We start from the raw sequence: 21,048 nt of genomic DNA on the forward strand, positions 1-21,048 counted from the left end.
AGATTAATACTTTATTGATGAAAAGAGTTATTTTATTAGTTATAATGGCTACGTGTATCACATCGGTTTATGGTCAACATAAGCGGTCAAAAAAACATAGGGAAAGCCCAATTGTCGAAAGACCAAATTTTCACTTTGCAAAAAACAGCAATCTGATCAGGAATTTGGATACTTTAAAATACGATTCTGTAAAAATATTTTCATTTGGATGTGGGAATGGGTTTAAACAACCGCCAGGGCTTTTGTATAAGACCAGTAACAGTTCGAGCGGTGGTTTCATGTTGGGCGAAGGGTTTATCGATTCAACTCAGCATTGGCTCCCCTTGCTATCTGACGGGGGCAAAATTATCCAACAACATGATATTAATAAAATACTTACAACCTTCAAAAACATACACAACGATAACTACGAAGGGATGGAGCCAGTAGGGTGCTTTGAACCACAGATGGGTATTATGTTTTATAAGGCCGGCTTAGTTAATGCACACATGGACATCTGCTTTGGCTGCAGCCGGATAAATCTTGAAATATTTAAAAATGAACGTGTTTTATTTAAATATCATCTTGACATGCTGGGGGTTACCACAAACCAAGTATTTAAAAAAATAGACGAAGGCTATCTCGTCAATAAGTGCTGGTAAAAGATGTGGCTGTGAATGGCGTATAGCTATTATTATAATTGCCAAAGGGAGTTTAGCCCTCTAACCCCCTGAAGGGGGAACTTTTGATTTGCCGCTTAAAAGATCCCCGGTGAACACATTAATTGGCAAATACAGCCTATGTATACCAGTTAATGCATACCTTGCAATATATGACGGATTATATCACACTATTTAAAGACTGGGTTATTGCCTTGGGCGAAAAGCACGAGGTTGATCCTTTGCTTATTGGTATTCTTTATTTAGTTAGTAAGATCTGCTTTTTTTCGTTCCTTGGTTGGGTCATCAAAGTTTTCAGGGCAAAAAAGCCTATTCTTATTCCACTGCTGCTGGCATCGCTTAGTTTTAGTCTGCCTTACCTTTACCTCATCATCGCCGGGCGCAATATTTCCGTTTGGGTATATGTGTTTATTGGTTTGATGTTTGTTTACGGAGGATTCTCCATCTGGAAGAAAATAACCGCCAAGGCAAATCCGGCTTAAGGCTCAATCAGTCCGTTATTAAAGGCTGATTCGTTTAATACATTTTTATTGGCGGGTAAATAGATATATGTATGTAAAGCCCACCCCCGTTTTATTAACGGGGAGACTTCATCCCGATACCATCATCACGGGTAACCGTCCAATATCAAAACGTCACTTTTATGTTATCATATTAAATTATTGTGCTATTAAATTATTATGGGGTTTGACATTCGGCCAAAAACTTTAGATTTGCCGTACTAAACGAAAAAAACCAATGAGTGTTCTGGTAAATAAAGATTCAAAAGTTATTGTACAAGGTTTCACCGGTAAAGAGGGCAGCTACCATGCCGAGCAAATGATTGCTTATGGTACCCAGCTTGTTGGTGGTGTTACACCAGGTAAAGGCGGCCAAAGCCATTTGGACAGGCCTGTTTTTAATACTGTTAAAGACGCGGTTGACCAAACCGGCGCCGATGTATCTATCATTTTTGTACCTCCTGCTTTTGGCGCCGATGCCATTATGGAAGCTGCCGAGGCCGGTATTAAAGTTATTGTTTGTATTACCGAAGGTATCCCTACAAAGGATATGATTGCGGTAAAAGAATATTTAACCGATAAGGACGCGCGCCTTATTGGCCCCAACTGCCCCGGCATTATTACCGCCGACGAAAGTAAAATTGGTATTATGCCTGGCTTTATCTTCAAAAAAGGCAATGTAGGCGTGGTTTCAAAATCCGGCACGTTAACTTACGAGGCGGTTGACCAGGTGGTTAAGGCCGGTTTAGGTATTACCACTGCCATAGGCATTGGTGGCGACCCGATCATAGGTACCCCAACCAAAGAAGCTGTTGAATTGCTGATGAATGACCCGGATACACACGGTATTATCATGATTGGCGAAATTGGCGGTGGTATGGAAGCCGATGCAGCCCGCTGGATTAAAGAATTTGGTACCAAGCCGGTTGTAGGCTTTATTGCCGGCCAAACCGCGCCTCCGGGTCGCAGGATGGGCCACGCAGGTGCAATTGTTGGCGGTGCCGACGATACAGCTGCAGCCAAAATGAAAATTATGACCGAGTGCGGTATCCGCGTGGTAGAATCTCCTGCCGAAATTGGCGCTGCTATGGCTGAGGAATTGGCTAAGTTAGCTTAAGGCTGAAGCGAAAGCTAAAAGGTTAAAGGCGAAAGGTTCGCAAGTAAACATATTTCAATCCTGGTCATTTTGGCCGGGATTTTTTATTGGTTCTTTCTTACATAATTTTTAACTATTTGTATGTTTACAATATGACAACCATCACTTTAGAAGTTCCAGACAGCCTTGGCGAGTATAAAAACGATACTGTGCGCTTTATCGCTGCCAAACTTTATGAGTCGGGTAAATTATCACTCGGGCAGGCCGCTGTTATGTCGGGCCTTACCAAATGTACTTTTGCCGAGCTGCTTAATGAATATGGCGTATCCTATATCAACTATTCGGTTGAAGACCTGAAAGATGAGCTTGATGGCATTTTGAAATCAATTGTTCTGTAAAGAATTTAAAATTACTTCCTAAAATTTGACAGCTTTGATTTTAATGCATTCTTTGACGGATAATCATTTATATCGCCAGGTAATTTGATTGATTTTCTGTTATATTGCCAATACATTGTTCCTTTAAGCAATGGACTCACTAAAATATTAAATTGATCGTCGATATATAATAATCCATTGTCATATAATCGATGAATATCGACTCTTAGCAAAAGTCCATTTTGAACATGATTAGAACTTTCGGTTAAATAGTTTTGAATGTGCGCCGCATCTAATAGTTCAGGGCAAGTTTCGCCAGAAATGCAACAAGCATTATTATATGCTTTAAGAATTAATCCTTGGAATTTTCCTTGTCCTCGTCTCTGGTTAATTTGTGCTTTATAGTCCTCTCGTGGTTCACTTAAAATCTGAAAAGAGTTGTTATTAGAATCATGAAGAAAAGGGTCGTACCTATCGAATATCTTACGAGTTACAACTTGATCTTTTACCGAAGCATTATATTCCAGGGGATCTAAATAATCTCCTTCGTCCCAAAACTGACAGTTCTTTAAAATGAGACATCCAATTTTATAATCTTCAATGCTAACGTCCTTTTTCCCATTTCTTTTACTGTGCTTATTAACATAAGATTGAACTTTTGCTGACATATTCTCAAAACTCTCACATCCATTTCGAAGTCCATAATGCTTCCATGCATCCGCAATGGTCATGTTTTTATATTCTATCAGTTCACCAAAACCGCCAATTTTTCTAATTGGCGACTTCAAAAGAAAATACCATCGATCCTCAAATCTTGGCTTTCTAATGTTCCAAGGAGTTGGTGTCCAAAAATTGACGTAAGAATTAAATTGTTGTTTTTTTAAAAGGTCAAACCAACTTTTATCCGTAGGTGATATCGCAAACATATTTTAGGTTTCTGGCAATATAGTTTATTAGATTAAAATCCGAGTGAGTTACTTTTGGTAAATCATATTTTCTTGATTCAGGTTGGGCTTATTTAAGATTGTTGGTTCAATTACTCTGTCTAATTTTAAGAACTCATTGGAAAAGATTATTTTAGAAACATTACGCTTCAAAACAACCGTCATGATCGCAAAACATCTGCATAAAATATTCAGCATAATTTTATTATCCGCCAGCTGCGCAACAGTCAATGCCCAAACCTACAAACCTGGCGTCTTCACCGACCCCGACAGGCTGAAAAAGATTGAAGCTACTTACCCTGTTATCGATCAGATTTATAAGGATTACGCCGAAAAGAATCATTGGCCGGGTGTTGCTTATGGCATTATTGTGGATGGTAAACTGGTGCATACCGTAGGCCTTGGTTATACCGATGTGCCAAATAAAATACCGGCTACGCCTAAATCGGCTTTTCGCATCGCATCTATGACTAAAAGCCTCACTGCTATGGCTATTTTAAAGCTGCGCGATGAAGGTAAGCTTAAGCTGGATGATCCGGCTTACCTGTACATTCCCGAAATGAAGGGTACCAAATACCTGACTAAGGATGCTACGCCTATAACCATACGTCACCTGCTTACCCATGCGGCCGGTTACCCGGAAGATAATCCCTGGGGTGACAGGCAACTGGCCGTAAGCGATGCCGAATTGGTAGCCATATACAAAAAAGGCGTTTCTTTTTCCAATAACCCCGGCCAGGGTTATGAGTACAGTAACCTGGGCTTTGCCACGCTGGGCTATATCGTCAAAAAAGTATCGGGCAAAACCTACGAGGCCTATATTAACGATAATATTTTGAAGCCGCTGGGTATGACGCATACATACTGGGAATACACCAAAGTACCAAAAGAGCAACTGGCCCTGGGCTACCGCTGGCTGGATAACCAATGGGTTGAGCAGCCTTTACTGCACGACGGTGCATACGGCGCCATGGGCGGACTGATTACCAGTATTGAAGATTTTAGCAAATATATAGCCCTGCACCTGGATGCCTGGCCGCCAAGGGACGATGCCGAAACCGGGCCCATCAAACGCAGCTCTATCCGCGAGATGCAGTACCCCTGGGATGTAAACTATTTGACACCGAATGCCAAAACAACCACAGGCCGCCCTTGCCCTAATGTGAGCGCTTACGCCTACGGGTTACGCTGGGCAAAGGATTGCGACAATCGGGTTTATATTGGCCATACCGGCGGTTTGCCGGGCTTTGGCAGCCAATGGAACATGATGCCCGATTATGGTATCGGCGTAGTGTCGTTCGCCAATTTAACTTATGCACGGGCTGGTTATCCCAATACGCAGGTGCTGGATACCATAATGGCCTTAACCGGTATAAAACCCCGCCAGTTGCCGGCATCATTAATATTGGAACAACGCAAAAACGACCTGTCGAAAGTTATTGCCGATTGGAGCAAAGCCAAAGAAAGCGGCATTTTTGCCGATAACTTTTTTATGGATTATTTCCCCGATAAATTGAAAGTTGCAACTGCGGATGCTTTTGCCAGGGCCGGTAAAACGGTGAGCGTGGGCGATGTAGTGCCGGAAAACCAGTTACGCGGTTATTTTATTATTAAGGGAGAGAACGCCAATATTAAAGTGAGTTTTACGCTGACGCCCGAAAACCCGCCGTTGATACAGGAGTATCATTTGGACGTGGTGACGCAGTAATATTAAGTCAACAGTAAAAAGTCGTAAGCCTAAAGTTTTTTTCTCTTTTGACTTAGCAGCTGTCTAAATTTGATTTATGAATGCTTTTATACTTCTTATGAAGCACATATCCACGCGTCATTGCGAGGTACGAAGCAATCCCCTACTTACAGGGTAGCTTTGCAAGTACGATCTGCATAGTCGGGATTGCTTCGTAACTCGCAATGACGGTCTGTTTTTCTAATTTTAGACAGCTTCTTAGAACATAAGACTTTGGGCTAAAGAATATCCGCCAATTTATCGTTGACACGACAGTAGTTTATGCCGGGTCAGGCCACGCCGTTTACTCTAAACCAAATAACAGTTCCTGTAGTTAAGTTTATCTTTAAATTGAAATAGCAGCTTCCTCCGTCCATTATCCTGACAATACTTTTTCGCCAATAATTTTTGTCATTGTCGGGGCGCCAGTCATCTAATTTACAAAAGCAATTTACCCAAACTTCTTTTTCGTCCTTTGCATTAGTAACCGCAACAATTTGCTTGTAATAGCTTGATAGCGCCTTAATCCTGGGATCATAAGCAACCGAGCCAGGATATTTTTTTGTATTTGCCTGGTTTTGCCTGTAAATTTTTTCGCTATCCATATTATATTGAGTGACCGCTTCGGTAATCAAAAGATTTATTTTTTCTATCTCATCCGGCTCAAGCACGGCAGGTTTTGAGCCTTCATCAAAATAATTGCTTACCAGGTTTTTCTCCAGGTTTAAAATAGCCAGCCGCGGGGTATCAATTATCTGTTTATAGAAATGAACCGAGGAAGCTAAAGCCCAATCATGCTTTGGTTTACCTACTGTAAACACAAATGCCAATAATAGGAGGTATGGATTCATGGTAGCAAGATAACCGTATTTTTTGGTATTTATTGTGCAAGTCAACCCAATGTAAACATCATTCCCAAAACATTCAATCCCCCTTAATTGTCGTATATTTAGGTAGTAGAAGAGTGAGCTTAAATCACTAATTCAGTCATTCAATAATTAAAATGGAATACAACAAGTTAACACCCGAAGAAGAATACATTATACTGCATAAAGGCACCGAAAGGCCATTTACAGGCTCGTTATTAAACAATCATGCGCAAGGCCTGTACGTTTGTAAACGCTGTGATACACCGTTGTACAGCTCCGAGTCGAAATTTGAATCGCACTGTGGCTGGCCAAGTTTTGACGACGAGATTGCGGGCGCTGTAAAAAGGGTACCCGATGCGGATGGACGCCGCGTGGAGATTGTATGCGCCAATTGCGGCGCCCACCTGGGCCACGTTTTCGAAGGCGAATACCTCACCCCAAAAAACACCCGCCATTGCGTAAACTCGGTATCAATGAAATTTGTTCCGGTAAACGAAGTAGGCTAACTTTCTTAAAACTTTTAGGAATACCCCGTATGGTTTTTATCCCGCGGGGTATTTTGTTTATCCACATTTGGTTTTTTGAGCGGCTTTTTTAGTCCGATTTCGAGATTGATACCGGCCTTTAGCAAAGGCGTTATCTATTTTTTAATAACTGTCTGTGTTAAGTAAAGTAATTTGTAATGTTAAATTATTGGTTCGGCCCTGTTTTTACACTATGCATTTGATGGGCTTATTTTAATTAGCTGTAATCAAGTCTCTTAATTTTCTTTCAACAAAGCCCCGTTTAAAATAAATCGACAAAGTGTTAATAACTCGGGCCTTTGTTAAAAACTATCATTAACACCATACCAACTCAAACATTAACTTTGTTCTACAAGGTAATAAAAAGGTATTCAACAGACAGTCGGATGTATTCATCATCCATAATGCAAACACTTAACTGTCAGGAATTTACATACTAAAAACTGTGATTGGCAAGCCATGTCGCAGCAAAATGAAAGCTTTATTTTTTAATAAGGCCGGTGTTGGTGTCTGATGTCACTAAGTAAATAATAAAACGAAAAAAAACAGGTACCCCTATGATACAGGAAGACGAAATATTACTGAAAGAGAACAAGGACAGGTTTGTGATACTGCCTATTAAGTATCCGGCTATTTGGGAAATGTATAAAAAGGCTGAAGCCAGTTTCTGGACAGCCGAGGAGATCGATCTTTCGGACGATATGAAGCACTGGGAAAACCTGAATTCGGGCGAGAAGCATTTTATTTCGCACATACTGGCTTTCTTTGCAGCCAGCGATGGCATTGTGAACGAAAACCTGGCCGTGAATTTCATGAGCGAGGTGCAGTTGCCCGAAGCCCGTTGTTTTTACGGCTTCCAGATCATGATGGAGAACATTCACTCTGAAACTTATGCCCTGTTAATTGATACGTACATCAAAGACCCGGCCGAAAAAGACCGCCTGTTCCATGCTATTGATACCATACCTTGTGTAACCAAAAAAGCCGAATGGGCACTGCGCTGGATAAACAACGGCAACTTTGCCGAGCGTTTGGTTGCTTTTGCCGCTGTTGAAGGTATTTTCTTCTCGGGTAGCTTTTGCTCTATCTTCTGGCTTAAAAAACGTGGCCTGATGCCGGGCTTAACTTTCAGTAACGAATTGATTTCGCGCGATGAAGGTTCGCATTGCGAATTTGCCTGTTTATTATACAAAATGCTTAACAAGCGCCTGAGCGCCGAAGCTGTTACCAAGATCATTACTGATGCGGTTGAAATAGAAAAAGAATTTGTTACCGACGCGCTGCCTGTTAACCTGATTGGTATGAACGCCAAAATGATGGGCCAGTACATTGAGTTTGTTGCCGATAGGTGGCTTGGTGAACTTGGCTACGAAAAACATTACGGCGCCAGCAATCCTTTCGACTTTATGGAGATGATATCGCTGCAAGGAAAAACCAACTTCTTCGAAAAACGTGTTGGCGATTACCAGAAAAGCGGCGTGCTAAACAATGCCGAAAGCAAAGCGTTCTCGCTTGACGAAGATTTTTAAGAGAGTAGTTAGTATCAAGTATCAAGACTGGAGAACGCGGGAAACTGGACACTTGATACTAACTACAACAATCAAATGAAAACATCACACTAAGTGGTTAATAAAAGGTCTTGATACTTGATACTAACTACTTGATACTAAAAAAGGTGGTTAATAGAAAGTCTTGATACTTGATACTAATTACTTGATACTAAAAATAACATATACATATATACACAGGTTAGACCAAGTCTTGCTACTTGATACTAACTACTAAATACCCATTAAAAATGCTTGTAGTAAAAAGAGACGGTAGAAAAGAGTCGGTAAAATTCGACAAGATCACGGCACGTATTGAAAAACTGTGCTATGGGTTCAACCTGGTTGACCCGATTGATGTGGCAAAAAAGGTAATTGAAGGTTTGTTTGATGGTGTAACCACATCCGAACTTGATAACCTTGCTGCCGAAACTGCTGCATCATTAACAACGAAGCATCCTGATTATGCTTTGCTGGCATCGCGTATTGCAGTATCAAACCTGCACAAAAACACCATCAAGTCGTTCTCTGAAACTATGCGCATCCTGTACAATTACGTGGATAGCAAAACCGGCAAAAATGCTTCGTTAATTGCCGATGATGTTTGGGAAGTGATTGAGAAAAATGCCGAACTGTTGGATAGCACCATCATTTACGACCGCGACTTTGGTTTTGATTATTTTGGTTTTAAAACCCTCGAAAAATCGTACCTGTTAAAGGTAGATGGTAAAATTGTTGAACGTCCGCAGCACCTGTTTATGCGCGTATCTGTTGGTATCCATAAAGAGGATGTGGAAAGCGCCATCAAAACTTACCACCTGATGAGCGAGCGTTGGTTTACACACGCTACACCTACTTTATTTAATGCCGGTACGCCAAAACCGCAGATGTCGTCATGCTTCCTGTTAACCATGAAAGATGATAGCATTGATGGTATTTACGATACTTTAAAACAAACAGCAAAAATATCGCAAAGCGCAGGCGGTATTGGCCTAAGCATCCACAATGTGCGTGCTACAGGTTCATACATCAGCGGTACCAACGGCACCAGCAACGGTATTATCCCTATGCTACGTGTATTTAACGATACCGCCCGTTATGTTGACCAGGGTGGTGGCAAGCGTAAAGGCGCTTTCGCTATTTATTTAGAGCCATGGCATGCAGATATCTTTGAATTTTTAGATCTGCGTAAAAACCACGGTAAAGAAGAAATGCGCGCCCGCGATTTGTTTTACGCCCTTTGGGTGTCCGACTTGTTTATGCAGCGCGTTGAAGCCAACGAAGAGTGGAGCTTGTTTTGCCCGCATGAAGCACCAGGCCTGGCCGATTGCTTTGGCGATGAGTTTGTGGCCCTTTATACCAAATACGAAAAAGAAGGCCGCGCGCGCCGTACCATCAAAGCACAGGAGTTGTGGTTTGCGGTATTGGATGCCCAGGTTGAAACCGGTACACCATACCTGTTGTATAAAGATGCTGCCAACAGCAAATCGAACCAGCAAAATTTAGGTACTATCAAAAGCTCAAACCTTTGTACCGAAATTATGGAGTACACCGATGCTAACGAGATTGCGGTTTGTAACCTGGCTTCATTAGCATTGCCACGCTACATTAACAACGGCACGTTTGATCATAACAAATTATACGATGTTACTTACCAGGCTACTTTAAACCTGAACAAGATCATCGATTATAACTACTACCCGGTTAAAGAAGCTGAATACTCCAACCTGCGTCACCGCCCAATTGGTTTAGGTGTGCAAGGTTTGGCCGATACTTTTATCCAGCTGCGTATGCCGTTTGAAAGCGATGAAGCTAAACAACTGAACAAAGAGATTTTTGAAACCATTTACTTTGCTGCCATGACGGCTTCAAAAGATTTGGCTATCAAAGATGGCCCTTACGAAACCTTCCAGGGTTCGCCGTTATCAAAAGGTAAATTCCAGTTTGATTTATGGAATGTAGCCCCCGCAAGCACCCGTTGGGATTGGGAAAACCTGCGCCTTGATGTAATGAACCATGGTGTGCGTAACTCGCTGTTAGTAGCGCCAATGCCAACAGCATCAACATCACAAATATTGGGTAACAATGAGTGTTTTGAGCCATATACCTCAAATATTTACACCCGCCGTGTATTAAGTGGAGAGTTTATTGTGGTAAATAAATACCTGCTGCGCGATTTGGTTAACCTTGGTTTATGGACCCCTGCGATGAAAGATAAGATCATCACTGCAAACGGATCTGTTCAGGATATTGCCGAGATACCATCAGCTATTAAAGAACTGTACAAAACAGTTTGGGAAATTAAGATGCGTAACATCATTGATATGGCTGCCGATAGGGGCGCTTATGTTTGCCAGTCGCAATCATTAAACCTGTTCATCAACGCACCAAATGCTTCAAAGCTAACTTCAATGCACTTTTACGCATGGAAAAAAGGCTTAAAAACAGGTATGTACTACCTGCGTACACAAGCCGCTTCGCAAGCTGTTAAGTTTACCGTTGAAAACCAGGGCGGATCAAACATGGAGCCAGTTATTCCAGACCATGTAGACCAAATGGCCGACAACGTACCAGAAGGCCCAAGCTGCTCGATGGAAGAAGGTTGCGTTACTTGTTCGGCGTAAGTTTTTAGTCGATAGACGATAGTCCATGGACCATAGTTTTAAAAGCTATAGTTCATGGACTTTTTTGTTTAAAACATCCTTTTAGTCGATAGAATTAATGTTAAAATCTATAGTTAACGATCCTTTTATTTTAATGACATTGATATTTTATTAATCATACCAACATTCCCTACTTTCGTATCAGCAAATGGCCATGAACTATTATCCATGAACCATGAACAAATAAGCATGCACCCCAAACACGAAATCATCCGTTGCGAACGCTGTGAGGCGCCTTTTGAATGTAAAGCCAATTCATTCACCAAGTGCCAGTGTAGCACCGTGCAGCTTACGCTAAACGAGGTGCAGTATGTGAGTGAGTTGTATGAGGGGTGTTTATGTGCTAACTGTTTGTTGCTGGTTCAGCAGGAATATAGGGCGGCTATAGGGTAGTTTGATGCACCTCTGTTTATAACTTAATCATTTTTGCCTTTTAGAGCGTAGTTTTTAAAATTAACAATCGATAGGAGGCACCTACGGAGCCAAATAAAGGTTTTTGTGATAAGCTATAAACACGGGACTCCTACGGAGTCAATAGCTGGCTGTTCTCAACTCCAGCGGAGTTACGTGTTTATAGCAAACTATTTTATTGTATCTGGGCTCCGTAGGTGCCTCCTTTTAGAAGCGATTGTTTTGTTATTAACCCCAATCTCCTAATTTAAAAACAATATCTTAGCGCCAACAGCATAAACAATCCCGCCGGTTAACCATGGCCGCTATCAGCACAAAACAAAAACCACACATACAACAGGTTGATTATATCCGGGCGATAGCTTCGCTTGTTGTAACGCTGTACCATTTGGGTGGCAAAACCTTGCCGGTTTTAAATTATGGATGGCTGGGTGTTTATATGTTTTTCCTGTTATCGGGTTTTATCATTTGCTGGGCCATCCCCGAAAATTATAGCTGGAAACTGGGCGGCCGCTTTATCCTGAAGCGGGTTATCCGGATCGAGCCGCCGTACATCATCTCAATAATAATGGCCATCATCATGAACTTTTTTTGGGTGGCCCATTACCGGCCCGATTGGGTTAACGCGGTTTGTCACCTGGCCTATCTTAATAGCTTTTTGGGGCAGCCATACCTAAGCCCCGTTTATTGGACATTGGGCATCGAGTTCCAATTTTACCTGTTCGTGGCGCTTTGCTTTCCATGGTTTACGGGTAGGTGGGGGGCCTGGCTGTTATTGTTGCTAAGTATTTTACCGGTATTTTTAACGGTGCCGGGCAACACTTTAATCAATAGCTTCCCGGTGTTCGCGCTGGGTATTTTATATTATTTATACCGGGTAAAAGGGCAAACTTTGATGGGGACGCTTTTATTTGGTGTTTTAATTGCCGTTTGCAGCGCGCATTCGGTTGGTTTGGCGCAAACCTGCGCTGCATTACTTGCCCTGGGTATATTGTTGTTGCCTTTAAAAAGTTACCCCATTATCAGCTTTCTTTCTAAAATTTCATTTTCGCTGTACCTCACCCATGATATCATTGGCAGTAACCTGGTTGTTTACCTGGGTATGCTGTTGCCTAAATCATTGTTTTTTAAAGGGATAGAATTTTTAACGGGCCTTGGCGTGAGCATTTTATTTGCCTGGGGATTTTATTTACTGGTTGAGAAGCCTTGTTTGAAATTATCAAAACAGGTGAATTATAACATATAGTTTATTATCGTTTGCTGTTATCTCATCTTAGTGTAACATGTACATGACAATTAGCATTTTATCAAAAAAATAAAGGATTGGGGTGTAACATTTGAAGTATTTTCGCCTCCAATTACGAAAATACGCACAAATGAAACGTTTTTACTTTTTTATAGCTCTAATCTGTTTTGCCATCTCGGCTAAAGCTCAATTTGGGGTTGGTGGTGGTGGCCCCACTGTTGTTGGCCGCATTTCTGGTACTGTAATAGATTCTGTTACCAAACAACCTATGGATTATACCTCCGTAGGCCTGTATCGCAGCGGCGGTAAATCGCCCATAAATGGTGTTTTAACCGATTCGAAAGGTAGTTTTAAGATAGATAATGTAAAGCCAGGAAGCTACAAACTGGTAATTTCTTTTCTTGGTTATCCATCAAAAACCATAGATCCTGTGGTAACTACAGCTTCAAAACCCGATGCTAAACTGAATACGGTTTATTTGTCGCCAGGATCAAAAACACTGGCAACCGTTAATGTTGTTGGCCAGGCGCCATTGGTAGAAAACAAGATAGATAAGATTGTTTACAATGCCGAAAAAGACCTTACATCTGCTGGTGGCAACGCTACGGATGTATTGCAAAAGGTGCCTTTGGTAAATGTTGATATTAACGGTAACGTATCTATCCGCGGCGATCAGAATGTTAAAGTTTTGATTAACGGTAAACCATCCGGCGCCACATCGGCCAGTTTATCGGATGTGTTGAAAACCATCCCTGCCGATCAGATCAAGAGCATCGAGGTAGTGACGTCCCCATCTGCAAAATATGATGCCGAAGGTTCTGGTGGTATCATCAACATCATTACCAAACAAAAAAATGTATCGGGCATCAGCGGTTCGGTAAGCGGTGGTGTGGGTACACGCCAAAACAATGGCAACGTTAACCTTAACTACAACAAAAACAGGTTTAGCCTGGGCATTAATGCCGGCGGTAACTTAACCTGGCCGCAAACATCAACCACCACATTCGATCAGCAGTTTAAAGGTGCCGATGGCAGTATAACCCGCCATAACTTTAACAAATCCACAAGCCGTATTAAAAGGCATGGCGTCATAAGCTCGGTAACTATGGGCTATGAGGTTAACGCGTTCAATAGCTTTAACAGTACCTTCAGGCTTAATGATGGTGGTTTTAATATAAAGGGAGACGGTGAAAATAATATACAAGTGGGCAGCTTGCTAACGCATTATACCAGTACTACCAGGTCCAACAATCATTTTGGTGGTTTTGATTGGAATTTGGATTATACGCACAAGTTTAAAAAAGAGGGCGAGGAGTTTACGCTTTCGGGCCAGTGGAGCCACAGTATTATCAAAACAAATTATAGCAGCATATTTAAAGCGGTTAACCCAAGCCAAACAGGCACCAACAACGGTAAAAACAACGAATATACTTTCCAGGCCGATTACACTTTGCCGGTAAGTAAAGTAGTAAAAATTGAGGCCGGCGGTAAAACCATACAACGCCGTATAAACAGTAACTATGATATATTTGATACAGATACTGACGGTAATAACGCGGTACGCGATTCATTGAACTCGAACCTGTACGATTATACGCAGAATGTATATGCCGGTTATACCGTTTTAACCTTCACCTTGCCAAAAAGCTATTCTTTACTGGTAGGTGGCCGTGTAGAAAATACCAGGATAAAAGGCGATCCGCAGAACCCTTACCAGGACCCGGACAAGGTGGGCGACCTGTACCAAAACTTAAGTCCGTTTAGCACCAGCTACACAACTTATATTCCAAGTTTAACTATACAGAAACAACTGGGCAGCCAAACGCTTAAACTATCGTACAGCAAACGTATACAAAGGCCAAGCCTGCAGTTTTTAAATCCGTTTATTAACCGCAGCTCGATACAAAGCCAATCGGTTGGTAACGTGAACCTGGCGCCCGAAGTATCACAAACAGTAGAACTGAACATTAACAAATTTGTTAAATCATCGGTTATCAACTTCTCGGTTTATTACAAAAATACCAACAACATGATTGAGGGTATAGCCGATACGCTTACCGAAACCATCCGTAACCAGGTGGTGCATGCAACCCGTACCGCTTATCAGAATATTGGTAAAAATAACTCGTTTGGCGCAAGCTTCTTTGGGTCGATAAACCCGATAAAACCTTTAACCATAAGGGCAAGCATCAATGGTTATACCTATAACCCAACCATATTTGATGCTTATAAAGACAAAGCTTCGGCAACGGGGGTTTATTTCCAATACTCAGCTTTCGGAAGTGCATCATACCAGTTCCCGCATAACTTTTTGGCCGAATTGTTTGGCTTTACCAACTCGGCCCGCCGTACCATACAAGGTACCAGCCCGGCTTTTGGTATTTATGCCTTTGGTTTAAAGAAACAGTTTATGGATAAAAAACTGGCTATCGGCTTTAACACCGTACAGCCATTTGCCCGCGACAAACACTTCGACCAAAACATAAGCAGCGACGCGTTCTCATTAAAAAGCTCAACCGCGTTCCCTTTCCGCTCGTTTGGTATCACATTTAGCTACAGCTTTGGTAAGCTGAGCTTCAGCAACCCGCAACAACAGAAAAAAGGCGTAAACAACGATGACCTTAAACAAGGCGACCAGGGCGGTGGCCAGGGCGGTACACCGGCGGGAGGACGATAAGATAGTATCAAGTAGTTTGTATCAAGTATCAAGACTTTTGGGGAAAATAGAGTCAAGAGTTAAGAATCAAGAATTAAGACTTGAAAATATAGGGGCCGGGAGAGTTGATCTTCCGGCCCTTTTTTTACTTGTAATTATGTTGTTGCTAAGTTGCTACTTCTTGTAATGGTGTGTTTACAAAATGCTGATTGTCAGAGTTGTTTTTTTAATAATCTATGTCATTGCGAGGAACGAAGCAATCGCGAACTATACAGGGCGGACCGGGATAGTTCGCGATTGCCACGCTGCGCTCGCAATGACATGGTTGTTGTGAGGCCCTAAAGCAAACGCGTAATCCCCATTTTTTTCAGGATCGTCCTGATGGATATTCGCAATGCCGTTCTGGAGGCGTCCTGGCTCTTGACTCTTGGCTCTTGGTTCTACTCCGCTTGCACATCAATCCCTATCTGTTTCAAAAGCAACGATGCATTAAAGGTTTTGCACTCGCCGTGTTTGATCTTGTAGTCAAACAGCATTTCGCCATCTTTTACCTGTATGTCGAAATAGAAGTTGCGTACATAATCGGGATACTTATCTTCCAACCGGGCAATCTGCAAATCATGCGTGGCCACCATGCCTACCGCGTTTTTGCGGATCAGCTGCTCGATAACCGCTTTGGAACCGAGGTATTTATCAACAGAATTGGTGCCGCGCAGCATTTCGTCAATCAGGAAAAAGATCTTAGGCTCATTCTCTACCGCGGCCAGCAGCATTTGCAGGCGGTCGAGTTCGGCTTTGAAGGTTGATGTGCTTTCGTTGAGTGAATCTTTAATCCGCATGTAGCTAATCATGGTGATAACCGACACGCGCATGCTTTTAGCGCACACAGGAGCGCCGCAAAGCGCCAGTACGGTATTGATGCCTATGGTGCGCAAAAAGGTGCTCTTGCCCGCCATATTTGAGCCTGTGATGATATCTATCTTGTGCGTATCCTCCAGTTCATAGTTATTTTCGATGCGCTTGGTGGCGTCAATAAGCGGGTGGGCAAGTGATTGGGCTATAAGCGTGTAACCTGACCTGTCGTCAATTTGCGGGTAAGCCCAATCCGGGTAGTTAATGGCCAGACCTGCCAGGCTAATAAGCGCTTCAAATTCGGCAATAACATCAAAGGCGGCTTCCAGGCTTTCGTTATTCTGGCGTTTCCAGTTTTCAATGGCAATAACCTGGCGGATATCCCACAAAAAGAACAGGTTAAGCACAAAGCCAACAATCATGTTAAGATGATAATTGAGTTTGTTGATCAGGTTGGCTAGCTCTTTTATTTTGTTGGAGGTTTGGCTCGTTTTTAACAATCCGGCAAGCGAGGCATTATAACTTGCCTGCCATGGCTCTTCCTCTACCTGTTTAAAAACGTCGGCATATTTGTTTAGGGTATCGCCAATTTTGCCGGCAATCATGTCGGCTTTGCTTATGTACATGGCTTTCGAAAACACAATACCCATATTGGCAATACCTATTATAATGGCAGCCAGCCTTGCATAAGGGGTAAACCAGGTAAGTATCAAAACACCAGTGAATAAATACGGCGCTATTTTGGCATACTTGGCAAGCCATTTTTCGCCGGGCATATCAAGCGGCAGGTGCAGGTACTTAAACAGGTTTTTAAGCTGGTTTACATCCTGCTGAATGGCAAACACCAACCGGGTTTGCATGGCCAGTTTCCAGTCGTTTTTGGTGGCTATTTCTTTAACCGCTTCCTGCCGTTGTAAAATGATGGGTTTGGTTGCAGGCTTATCAAACCAATCGGCAAGCTTATTATTGCCGGTTGATGTAGCTGTGCGGTTAACCAATTGGTAAAGCGAGGCATTGCCAAAAATATCCAGGTCGGAGGTGTAATAGTGTTTTTCGTTGCCAAAGCGGGCGCCATCGTTATACATATTGGCGTGGGTTTGGATGCTGGCAATCTCGTTCAGGTTTACTTTTTGCAGGTCGTCGTAATACTGTTTCAATTTTTCAAACCGGCCCTGGCGCGATACCAGCCACGCAAATGCAAAAACAAGCACCACAAAGGCCACTGCCACAATGGTAAAATTATCCTGTTGCACAGCTACACTGATAGCCACCACAATAAGGGCGAAGATGCTGAGCCTCAATAACGAATACGTATTGGCAAGCTTTTTATATTTGGCGGCTTCCTGCTGTGCGGCATCGGCGCGTTGTTCATAATTCGTGATAATATCCTGTTGCATACCTGGTAAAAAAGTTGTGGCTAAATAAACACATATATTTTAAATAAACGTTTATTTGTTTGAGATATGAAGATCACGTTTTTAACCGTTGGCAAAACCGAAGATGCCTATTTAAAAGAGGGCATTGATAAATATGTAAAGCGCCTGAAGCATTACACCAAACTGGAACTGGTGGAAATTAATGAGCTAAAAAATACCAAAGCACTTACCGCCGACCAGCAAAAAGCAAAAGAGGCCGAGCTTATCCTGAAAAAGATAAGTCCGCTTGATCACGTGGTTTTGATGGACGAGAAGGGAAACGAATATACATCGACCCAGTTTGCGGCCTATATTAATAAAAAGGAGATCAGTTTATCGGCCAACCTGATATTTGTTATTGGCGGTCCCTATGGGTTCGACCAATCGGTATACCAACGTGCCAACGATAAAATTTCATTGTCGAGAATGACCTTCTCGCACCAGATGGTCCGCCTGTTTTTTGTAGAACAGCTTTACCGGGCGTATACCATTTTGAAGGGGGAGCCGTATCATCACGAGTAGGGAATTTGAAAATTTGAAAATTGTCTGAACCAGAATTTATAGAATTAGTGGAATTATTTAAATTTTTAAAATTTGACTGGTTTCCTGAATTATGTTAATTCTTTAATTCTATAAATTCCGGTTCAGAAAAATGATGATTATATGTACAGGTTACATGAATTTATGATTAAGTCGGCCATTTTCAAATCTTCAAATTAGCACATCCTCAAATTAATCCCCTACCTTTGCGCTATGGGTCACGATCATTCACATTCTCACTCGCACGGAGGGCATCATCATGACCATGCCCCCAAGCTGGACCATTTGAATACGGCCTTTATTGTAGGCATTATATTAAACTCGGCTTTTGTAATTATTGAAACCATAGCCGGTTTTATGACACATTCGCTGTCGTTGTTAACCGATGCCGGCCATAACCTGAGCGACGTAGCTTCCCTGGCTTTAGCCCTGCTGGCTTTTAAGCTCACTAAGGTAAGTGCCAACAGCAAGTATACCTACGGCTATAAACGGTCGACCATCATTGTGTCTTTTTTTAATGCCGTGATCCTGTTTGTAGCGGTCGGCTTTATTGTTTATGAAGCGGTGATGCGTTTTTTAAACCCCCAGACAGTATCGGGCGGTACCATGGCCTGGGTAGCTTTTATAGGCATCGGCATTAATGCCCTTACAGCGTGGCTTTTTGTGAAGGATAAAGATACCGACCTGAATATTAAAGGCGCTTACCTGCATATGGCGGTAGATGCCATTGTATCGCTTGGCGTTGTTGTATCGGGCATTATCATCTATTTTACCAGCCTGTATTGGATAGATAGCGTTGTGAGTATCGTTATTGCCATTGTGATATTACGCGGCACCTGGGGCCTGTTAAAAGACAGCTTGCGCCTGGAAATGGACGGCGTACCTGCCGAAATGGACGTGGAAAAAATTAAAGCCGAGCTGATGAAAGGCAAAGGTGTGGTAGATGTGCACCACATGCACGTATGGGCGCTTAGCACTACTGAGAATGCGCTAACCGCCCACCTGGTTATCAAACCAGAGAATATGGCCGATTTTGATAGTATTAAACATGACCTCCGTCATCGTTTGCAACACATGGAGATAAACCACAGCACCTTTGAGCCGGAGTTTGCCGATGAAAAGTGCGGGCAGCCAGAGTGTGCGTAGGTAGTAGATAGATAATGATTATCAATCAAACTAACCAAATGTTACCGGCGACGTTGAGTTTATAAAAAAACAAATGTCTATTAGATTGGAGAATATTTGTCGGGATTAAAGCACTTATTGGATAACGTGAAAACGTTGCTTAAAAAGAAGACCATATTCTATGAAAAAGTCAAATGTTTTAAACTATATTTCAATTATTGCATGTATTGAAATATTCATATTTATAATTTACCCGGTTTATCTTTTTTCAACAACAGATGACCTCGAGTTGGGGGCTGGAATTGTTGGATTTACGTTTGGTACGCTGATTATCTATTACATATTTTATTTGATCGCGCTTTCCCGGTTTATACAATCTAAACCCCTTAACCCCAAAACTGCTATGTGGGTAGTTCTTAACGTACTGCCTATTGTTATTTATGTACTTCTGTATACCGTGATATCGTAAAACTACTATGCCTTAACAGTCAGTCATACGCAGATCAGTACTCTCTGATGCCTGACCTGTAGATGGCTGTGGTTAAATATACGCCTGTTGCCAGTTAAGAAACTGATGGAATTGTTTATACTTTAACAGCTTAAGCCAGAAATGTTCGAAGAGGAGGTTTGATATTCCTCATGTTATCAAATTTTAAATAATTCTTCCTAATTTACCGCTCATTATTTATCCTGATCATGAGCACTACCAACAGACGAAAATTTATAACCACTACGGCCGCCCTGGCAGCAGGGACAGCTGTAGCATCAGCAATGCCAATGATAGATCAAAAAGAAGAGTGGCCGGTAATACACCATGTGTTTTTCTGGCTTAAAAATCCCGGTTCGGTTGAAGACAGGGATAAACTGGTTGCAGGCGTTAAAACCCTGTCGAAAATAGAAACCGTTAAAAAACTGCGTGTAGGTGTTGTTGCCAGCACCGAAAAGCGCGACGTTGTTGATAACAGCTGGGGAGTATCTGAACTGATGTTTTTCAGCGATCTGGCCGGGCAGGCAACTTATCAAACCCATCCCTTACACCTGGAATTCATCAAAAATTGCAGCCACCTTTGGGAAAAGGTGATCGTTTATGACGCTGTGGAAGCATAGGTGAAGATTCTAAATAAGTCCTCATTGCTTCGTTCCTTAAATTGATGTGTTTGTAAGTCACTGATTATTAGAGGTGTTTTTAATGCAGTCTATGTCATTGCGAGGAACGAAGCAATCGCGAACTATACAGGGCGGACTTGCACAGTTCGCGATTGCCGCGCTGCGCTCGCAATGACATGGTTGTTGTGATGACAGCAGAAAAAGAGATTGCCTATAAAAGCAAAAAGCCGGTTACCCGGCTTTTTTTGTGGCTTTTTTAGCTTTTGCCTTTGGGGCGGGAGCTGGTTCCGGTTCGGCGGTTACAGCTTCGGCAACGGGCGCTTCAACTTCGGCTGGTTCGGCCTCGGGAGTTGGCGCCTGGGTTGGGTCGGGCTCATTAAATAATGGCAGATCTTTAAGGATCTGGAACCAGGCGATGATCTTTTTCATATCAGATGCATATACTTTCTCTTCGTCGTGCTGCGGGGCTACTTCGTAAAAGAAGGCGCGCATTTTTTTACCATCAGCTTTAGCGTCGGGTACGTTTGCAGCAGCTTTCATTTGCTCAAAAATATCCGTAAGCCTGATGTCATTTTCAACGCCGAAAATAGTTATTTCGGTAAGGGCAGCCAGTTTAGCTGTTGATAGGTTAGCCACCAGTTTTGTTTTCTGGGCATCCAGGCTTTCCAATACATACCCGGTTTTGTTTTGGGCCAAAGCGCGCCATAAGCCCGGTTTACCAGATACAGCTACAATTCCTTGTAAATTCATGTTTTATCAGTTGTGAGTTTTGAGTATTGAGTTTTGAGTGA

18 protein-coding genes are annotated in these 21,048 nt (G+C 42.3%); 14 read left to right on the forward strand and 4 right to left on the reverse strand.

Features of this window, described 5'->3' with window-relative positions; genetic code table 11:
* Window positions 1-242 precede the first annotated feature (242 nt).
* The 4 genes from AC1DXF_RS25705 (at window position 243) to AC1DXF_RS25720 (ending at window position 2,653) form a co-directional block, all read left to right on the forward strand.
* Entirely contained in the window at window positions 243-641 is a 399-nt protein-coding gene (locus AC1DXF_RS25705; RefSeq protein WP_477451565.1) for a hypothetical protein, read from the forward strand.
* Window positions 642-811: 170 nt separating this feature from the next.
* Window positions 812-1,141, forward strand: coding sequence for a hypothetical protein (locus AC1DXF_RS25710; protein ID WP_477451566.1), 330 nt, complete (start codon window positions 812-814; stop codon window positions 1,139-1,141).
* A 256-nt stretch (window positions 1,142-1,397) separates the two neighbouring features.
* Window positions 1,398-2,276, forward strand: a complete 879-nt coding sequence (sucD, locus tag AC1DXF_RS25715; protein ID WP_274212389.1) for a succinate--CoA ligase subunit alpha — start codon at window positions 1,398-1,400, stop codon at window positions 2,274-2,276.
* A gap of 131 nt (window positions 2,277-2,407) precedes the next feature.
* Window positions 2,408-2,653, forward strand: a complete 246-nt coding sequence (locus tag AC1DXF_RS25720; RefSeq protein ID WP_477451567.1) for a UPF0175 family protein — start codon at window positions 2,408-2,410, stop codon at window positions 2,651-2,653.
* A gap of 11 nt (window positions 2,654-2,664) precedes the next feature.
* Here AC1DXF_RS25720 and AC1DXF_RS25725 read toward each other — a convergent pair whose 3' ends face one another.
* Window positions 2,665-3,558, reverse strand: a complete 894-nt coding sequence (locus AC1DXF_RS25725) for an HNH endonuclease (protein WP_477451568.1) — start codon at window positions 3,556-3,558, stop codon at window positions 2,665-2,667.
* A 181-nt stretch (window positions 3,559-3,739) separates the two neighbouring features.
* Here AC1DXF_RS25725 and AC1DXF_RS25730 point away from each other — a divergent pair, with 181 nt between their 5' ends.
* Window positions 3,740-5,284: a serine hydrolase domain-containing protein gene (locus AC1DXF_RS25730; RefSeq protein WP_477451569.1), complete on the forward strand. Its 1,545-nt coding sequence runs from the start codon at window positions 3,740-3,742 to the stop codon at window positions 5,282-5,284.
* 308 nt (window positions 5,285-5,592) lie between these two features.
* Here the strand turns inward: AC1DXF_RS25730 and AC1DXF_RS25735 are convergent, their stop codons facing one another.
* Complete coding sequence (locus tag AC1DXF_RS25735; protein ID WP_477451570.1) at window positions 5,593-6,153, reverse strand: hypothetical protein; 561 nt, start codon at window positions 6,151-6,153, stop codon at window positions 5,593-5,595.
* Window positions 6,154-6,305: 152 nt separating this feature from the next.
* Here AC1DXF_RS25735 and AC1DXF_RS25740 point away from each other — a divergent pair, with 152 nt between their 5' ends.
* The 6 genes from AC1DXF_RS25740 to AC1DXF_RS25765 all read left to right on the forward strand — a co-directional run bounded on the left by AC1DXF_RS25740 (window position 6,306) and on the right by AC1DXF_RS25765 (window position 15,239).
* Complete coding sequence (locus AC1DXF_RS25740) at window positions 6,306-6,677, forward strand: methionine-R-sulfoxide reductase (protein WP_477451571.1); 372 nt, start codon at window positions 6,306-6,308, stop codon at window positions 6,675-6,677.
* 575 nt (window positions 6,678-7,252) lie between these two features.
* Window positions 7,253-8,224 (forward strand): ribonucleoside-diphosphate reductase small subunit, encoded by a 972-nt coding sequence (locus AC1DXF_RS25745; protein WP_274212393.1) that lies wholly within the window; start codon window positions 7,253-7,255, stop codon window positions 8,222-8,224.
* Between the two features lie 269 nt (window positions 8,225-8,493).
* A complete protein-coding gene (locus AC1DXF_RS25750) occupies window positions 8,494-10,866 on the forward strand; it encodes a ribonucleoside-diphosphate reductase subunit alpha (protein WP_090645134.1) in 2,373 nt (790 codons plus the stop codon).
* 207 nt (window positions 10,867-11,073) lie between these two features.
* Window positions 11,074-11,298 (forward strand): cysteine-rich CWC family protein, encoded by a 225-nt coding sequence (locus AC1DXF_RS25755; protein WP_477451572.1) that lies wholly within the window; start codon window positions 11,074-11,076, stop codon window positions 11,296-11,298.
* 316 nt (window positions 11,299-11,614) lie between these two features.
* Entirely contained in the window at window positions 11,615-12,562 is a 948-nt protein-coding gene (locus AC1DXF_RS25760; protein ID WP_477451573.1) for an acyltransferase family protein, read from the forward strand.
* 130 nt (window positions 12,563-12,692) lie between these two features.
* Window positions 12,693-15,239, forward strand: coding sequence for a TonB-dependent receptor (locus AC1DXF_RS25765; protein ID WP_477451574.1), 2,547 nt, complete (start codon window positions 12,693-12,695; stop codon window positions 15,237-15,239).
* Between the two features lie 419 nt (window positions 15,240-15,658).
* On the opposite strand, the gene AC1DXF_RS25770 is transcribed toward AC1DXF_RS25765, so the two are convergent.
* Window positions 15,659-17,467 carry a MutS-related protein gene (locus tag AC1DXF_RS25770; RefSeq protein ID WP_477451575.1) on the reverse strand — a complete coding sequence of 603 codons (1,809 nt, stop codon included), beginning with the start codon at window positions 17,465-17,467 and terminating at the stop codon, window positions 15,659-15,661.
* 66 nt (window positions 17,468-17,533) lie between these two features.
* Here AC1DXF_RS25770 and rlmH point away from each other — a divergent pair, with 66 nt between their 5' ends.
* From rlmH to AC1DXF_RS25785, 3 genes are all read left to right on the forward strand, one after another.
* Window positions 17,534-18,007, forward strand: a complete 474-nt coding sequence (gene rlmH / locus AC1DXF_RS25775) for a 23S rRNA (pseudouridine(1915)-N(3))-methyltransferase RlmH (RefSeq protein ID WP_477451576.1) — start codon at window positions 17,534-17,536, stop codon at window positions 18,005-18,007.
* A 231-nt stretch (window positions 18,008-18,238) separates the two neighbouring features.
* The gene (locus tag AC1DXF_RS25780; protein WP_477451577.1) at window positions 18,239-19,171 is read left to right on the forward strand and encodes a cation diffusion facilitator family transporter; all 933 of its coding nucleotides are present in this window, start codon (window positions 18,239-18,241) and stop codon (window positions 19,169-19,171) included.
* 675 nt (window positions 19,172-19,846) lie between these two features.
* Window positions 19,847-20,257, forward strand: coding sequence for a Dabb family protein (locus tag AC1DXF_RS25785; protein WP_477451578.1), 411 nt, complete (start codon window positions 19,847-19,849; stop codon window positions 20,255-20,257).
* A gap of 231 nt (window positions 20,258-20,488) precedes the next feature.
* On the opposite strand, the gene AC1DXF_RS25790 is transcribed toward AC1DXF_RS25785, so the two are convergent.
* Entirely contained in the window at window positions 20,489-21,007 is a 519-nt protein-coding gene (locus tag AC1DXF_RS25790; protein ID WP_477451579.1) for a DUF5606 family protein, read from the reverse strand.
* Between the last annotated feature and the right edge of the window lie 41 nt (window positions 21,008-21,048).

It is taken from the genome of Mucilaginibacter sp. P2_A5 (assembly GCF_056404995.1).

Excerpts from the sequence above, each read along its gene's own strand:
- AC1DXF_RS25710 (WP_477451566.1), top strand. The coding sequence starts at position 812 with ATGACGGATTATATCACACTATTTAAAGACTGGGTTATTGCCTTGGGC.
- sucD (WP_274212389.1), top strand. The coding sequence starts at position 1,398 with ATGAGTGTTCTGGTAAATAAAGATTCAAAAGTTATTGTACAAGGTTTC.
- AC1DXF_RS25720 (WP_477451567.1), top strand. The coding sequence starts at position 2,408 with ATGACAACCATCACTTTAGAAGTTCCAGACAGCCTTGGCGAGTATAAA.
- AC1DXF_RS25725 (WP_477451568.1), bottom strand. The coding sequence starts at position 3,558 with ATGTTTGCGATATCACCTACGGATAAAAGTTGGTTTGACCTTTTAAAA.
- AC1DXF_RS25730 (WP_477451569.1), top strand. The coding sequence starts at position 3,740 with ATGATCGCAAAACATCTGCATAAAATATTCAGCATAATTTTATTATCC.
- AC1DXF_RS25735 (WP_477451570.1), bottom strand. The coding sequence starts at position 6,153 with ATGAATCCATACCTCCTATTATTGGCATTTGTGTTTACAGTAGGTAAA.
- AC1DXF_RS25740 (WP_477451571.1), top strand. The coding sequence starts at position 6,306 with ATGGAATACAACAAGTTAACACCCGAAGAAGAATACATTATACTGCAT.
- AC1DXF_RS25745 (WP_274212393.1), top strand. The coding sequence starts at position 7,253 with ATGATACAGGAAGACGAAATATTACTGAAAGAGAACAAGGACAGGTTT.
- AC1DXF_RS25750 (WP_090645134.1), top strand. The coding sequence starts at position 8,494 with ATGCTTGTAGTAAAAAGAGACGGTAGAAAAGAGTCGGTAAAATTCGAC.
- AC1DXF_RS25755 (WP_477451572.1), top strand. The coding sequence starts at position 11,074 with ATGAACCATGAACAAATAAGCATGCACCCCAAACACGAAATCATCCGT.
- AC1DXF_RS25760 (WP_477451573.1), top strand. The coding sequence starts at position 11,615 with ATGGCCGCTATCAGCACAAAACAAAAACCACACATACAACAGGTTGAT.
- AC1DXF_RS25765 (WP_477451574.1), top strand. The coding sequence starts at position 12,693 with ATGAAACGTTTTTACTTTTTTATAGCTCTAATCTGTTTTGCCATCTCG.
- AC1DXF_RS25770 (WP_477451575.1), bottom strand. The coding sequence starts at position 17,467 with ATGCAACAGGATATTATCACGAATTATGAACAACGCGCCGATGCCGCA.
- rlmH (WP_477451576.1), top strand. The coding sequence starts at position 17,534 with ATGAAGATCACGTTTTTAACCGTTGGCAAAACCGAAGATGCCTATTTA.
- AC1DXF_RS25780 (WP_477451577.1), top strand. The coding sequence starts at position 18,239 with ATGGGTCACGATCATTCACATTCTCACTCGCACGGAGGGCATCATCAT.
- AC1DXF_RS25785 (WP_477451578.1), top strand. The coding sequence starts at position 19,847 with ATGAGCACTACCAACAGACGAAAATTTATAACCACTACGGCCGCCCTG.
- AC1DXF_RS25790 (WP_477451579.1), bottom strand. The coding sequence starts at position 21,007 with ATGAATTTACAAGGAATTGTAGCTGTATCTGGTAAACCGGGCTTATGG.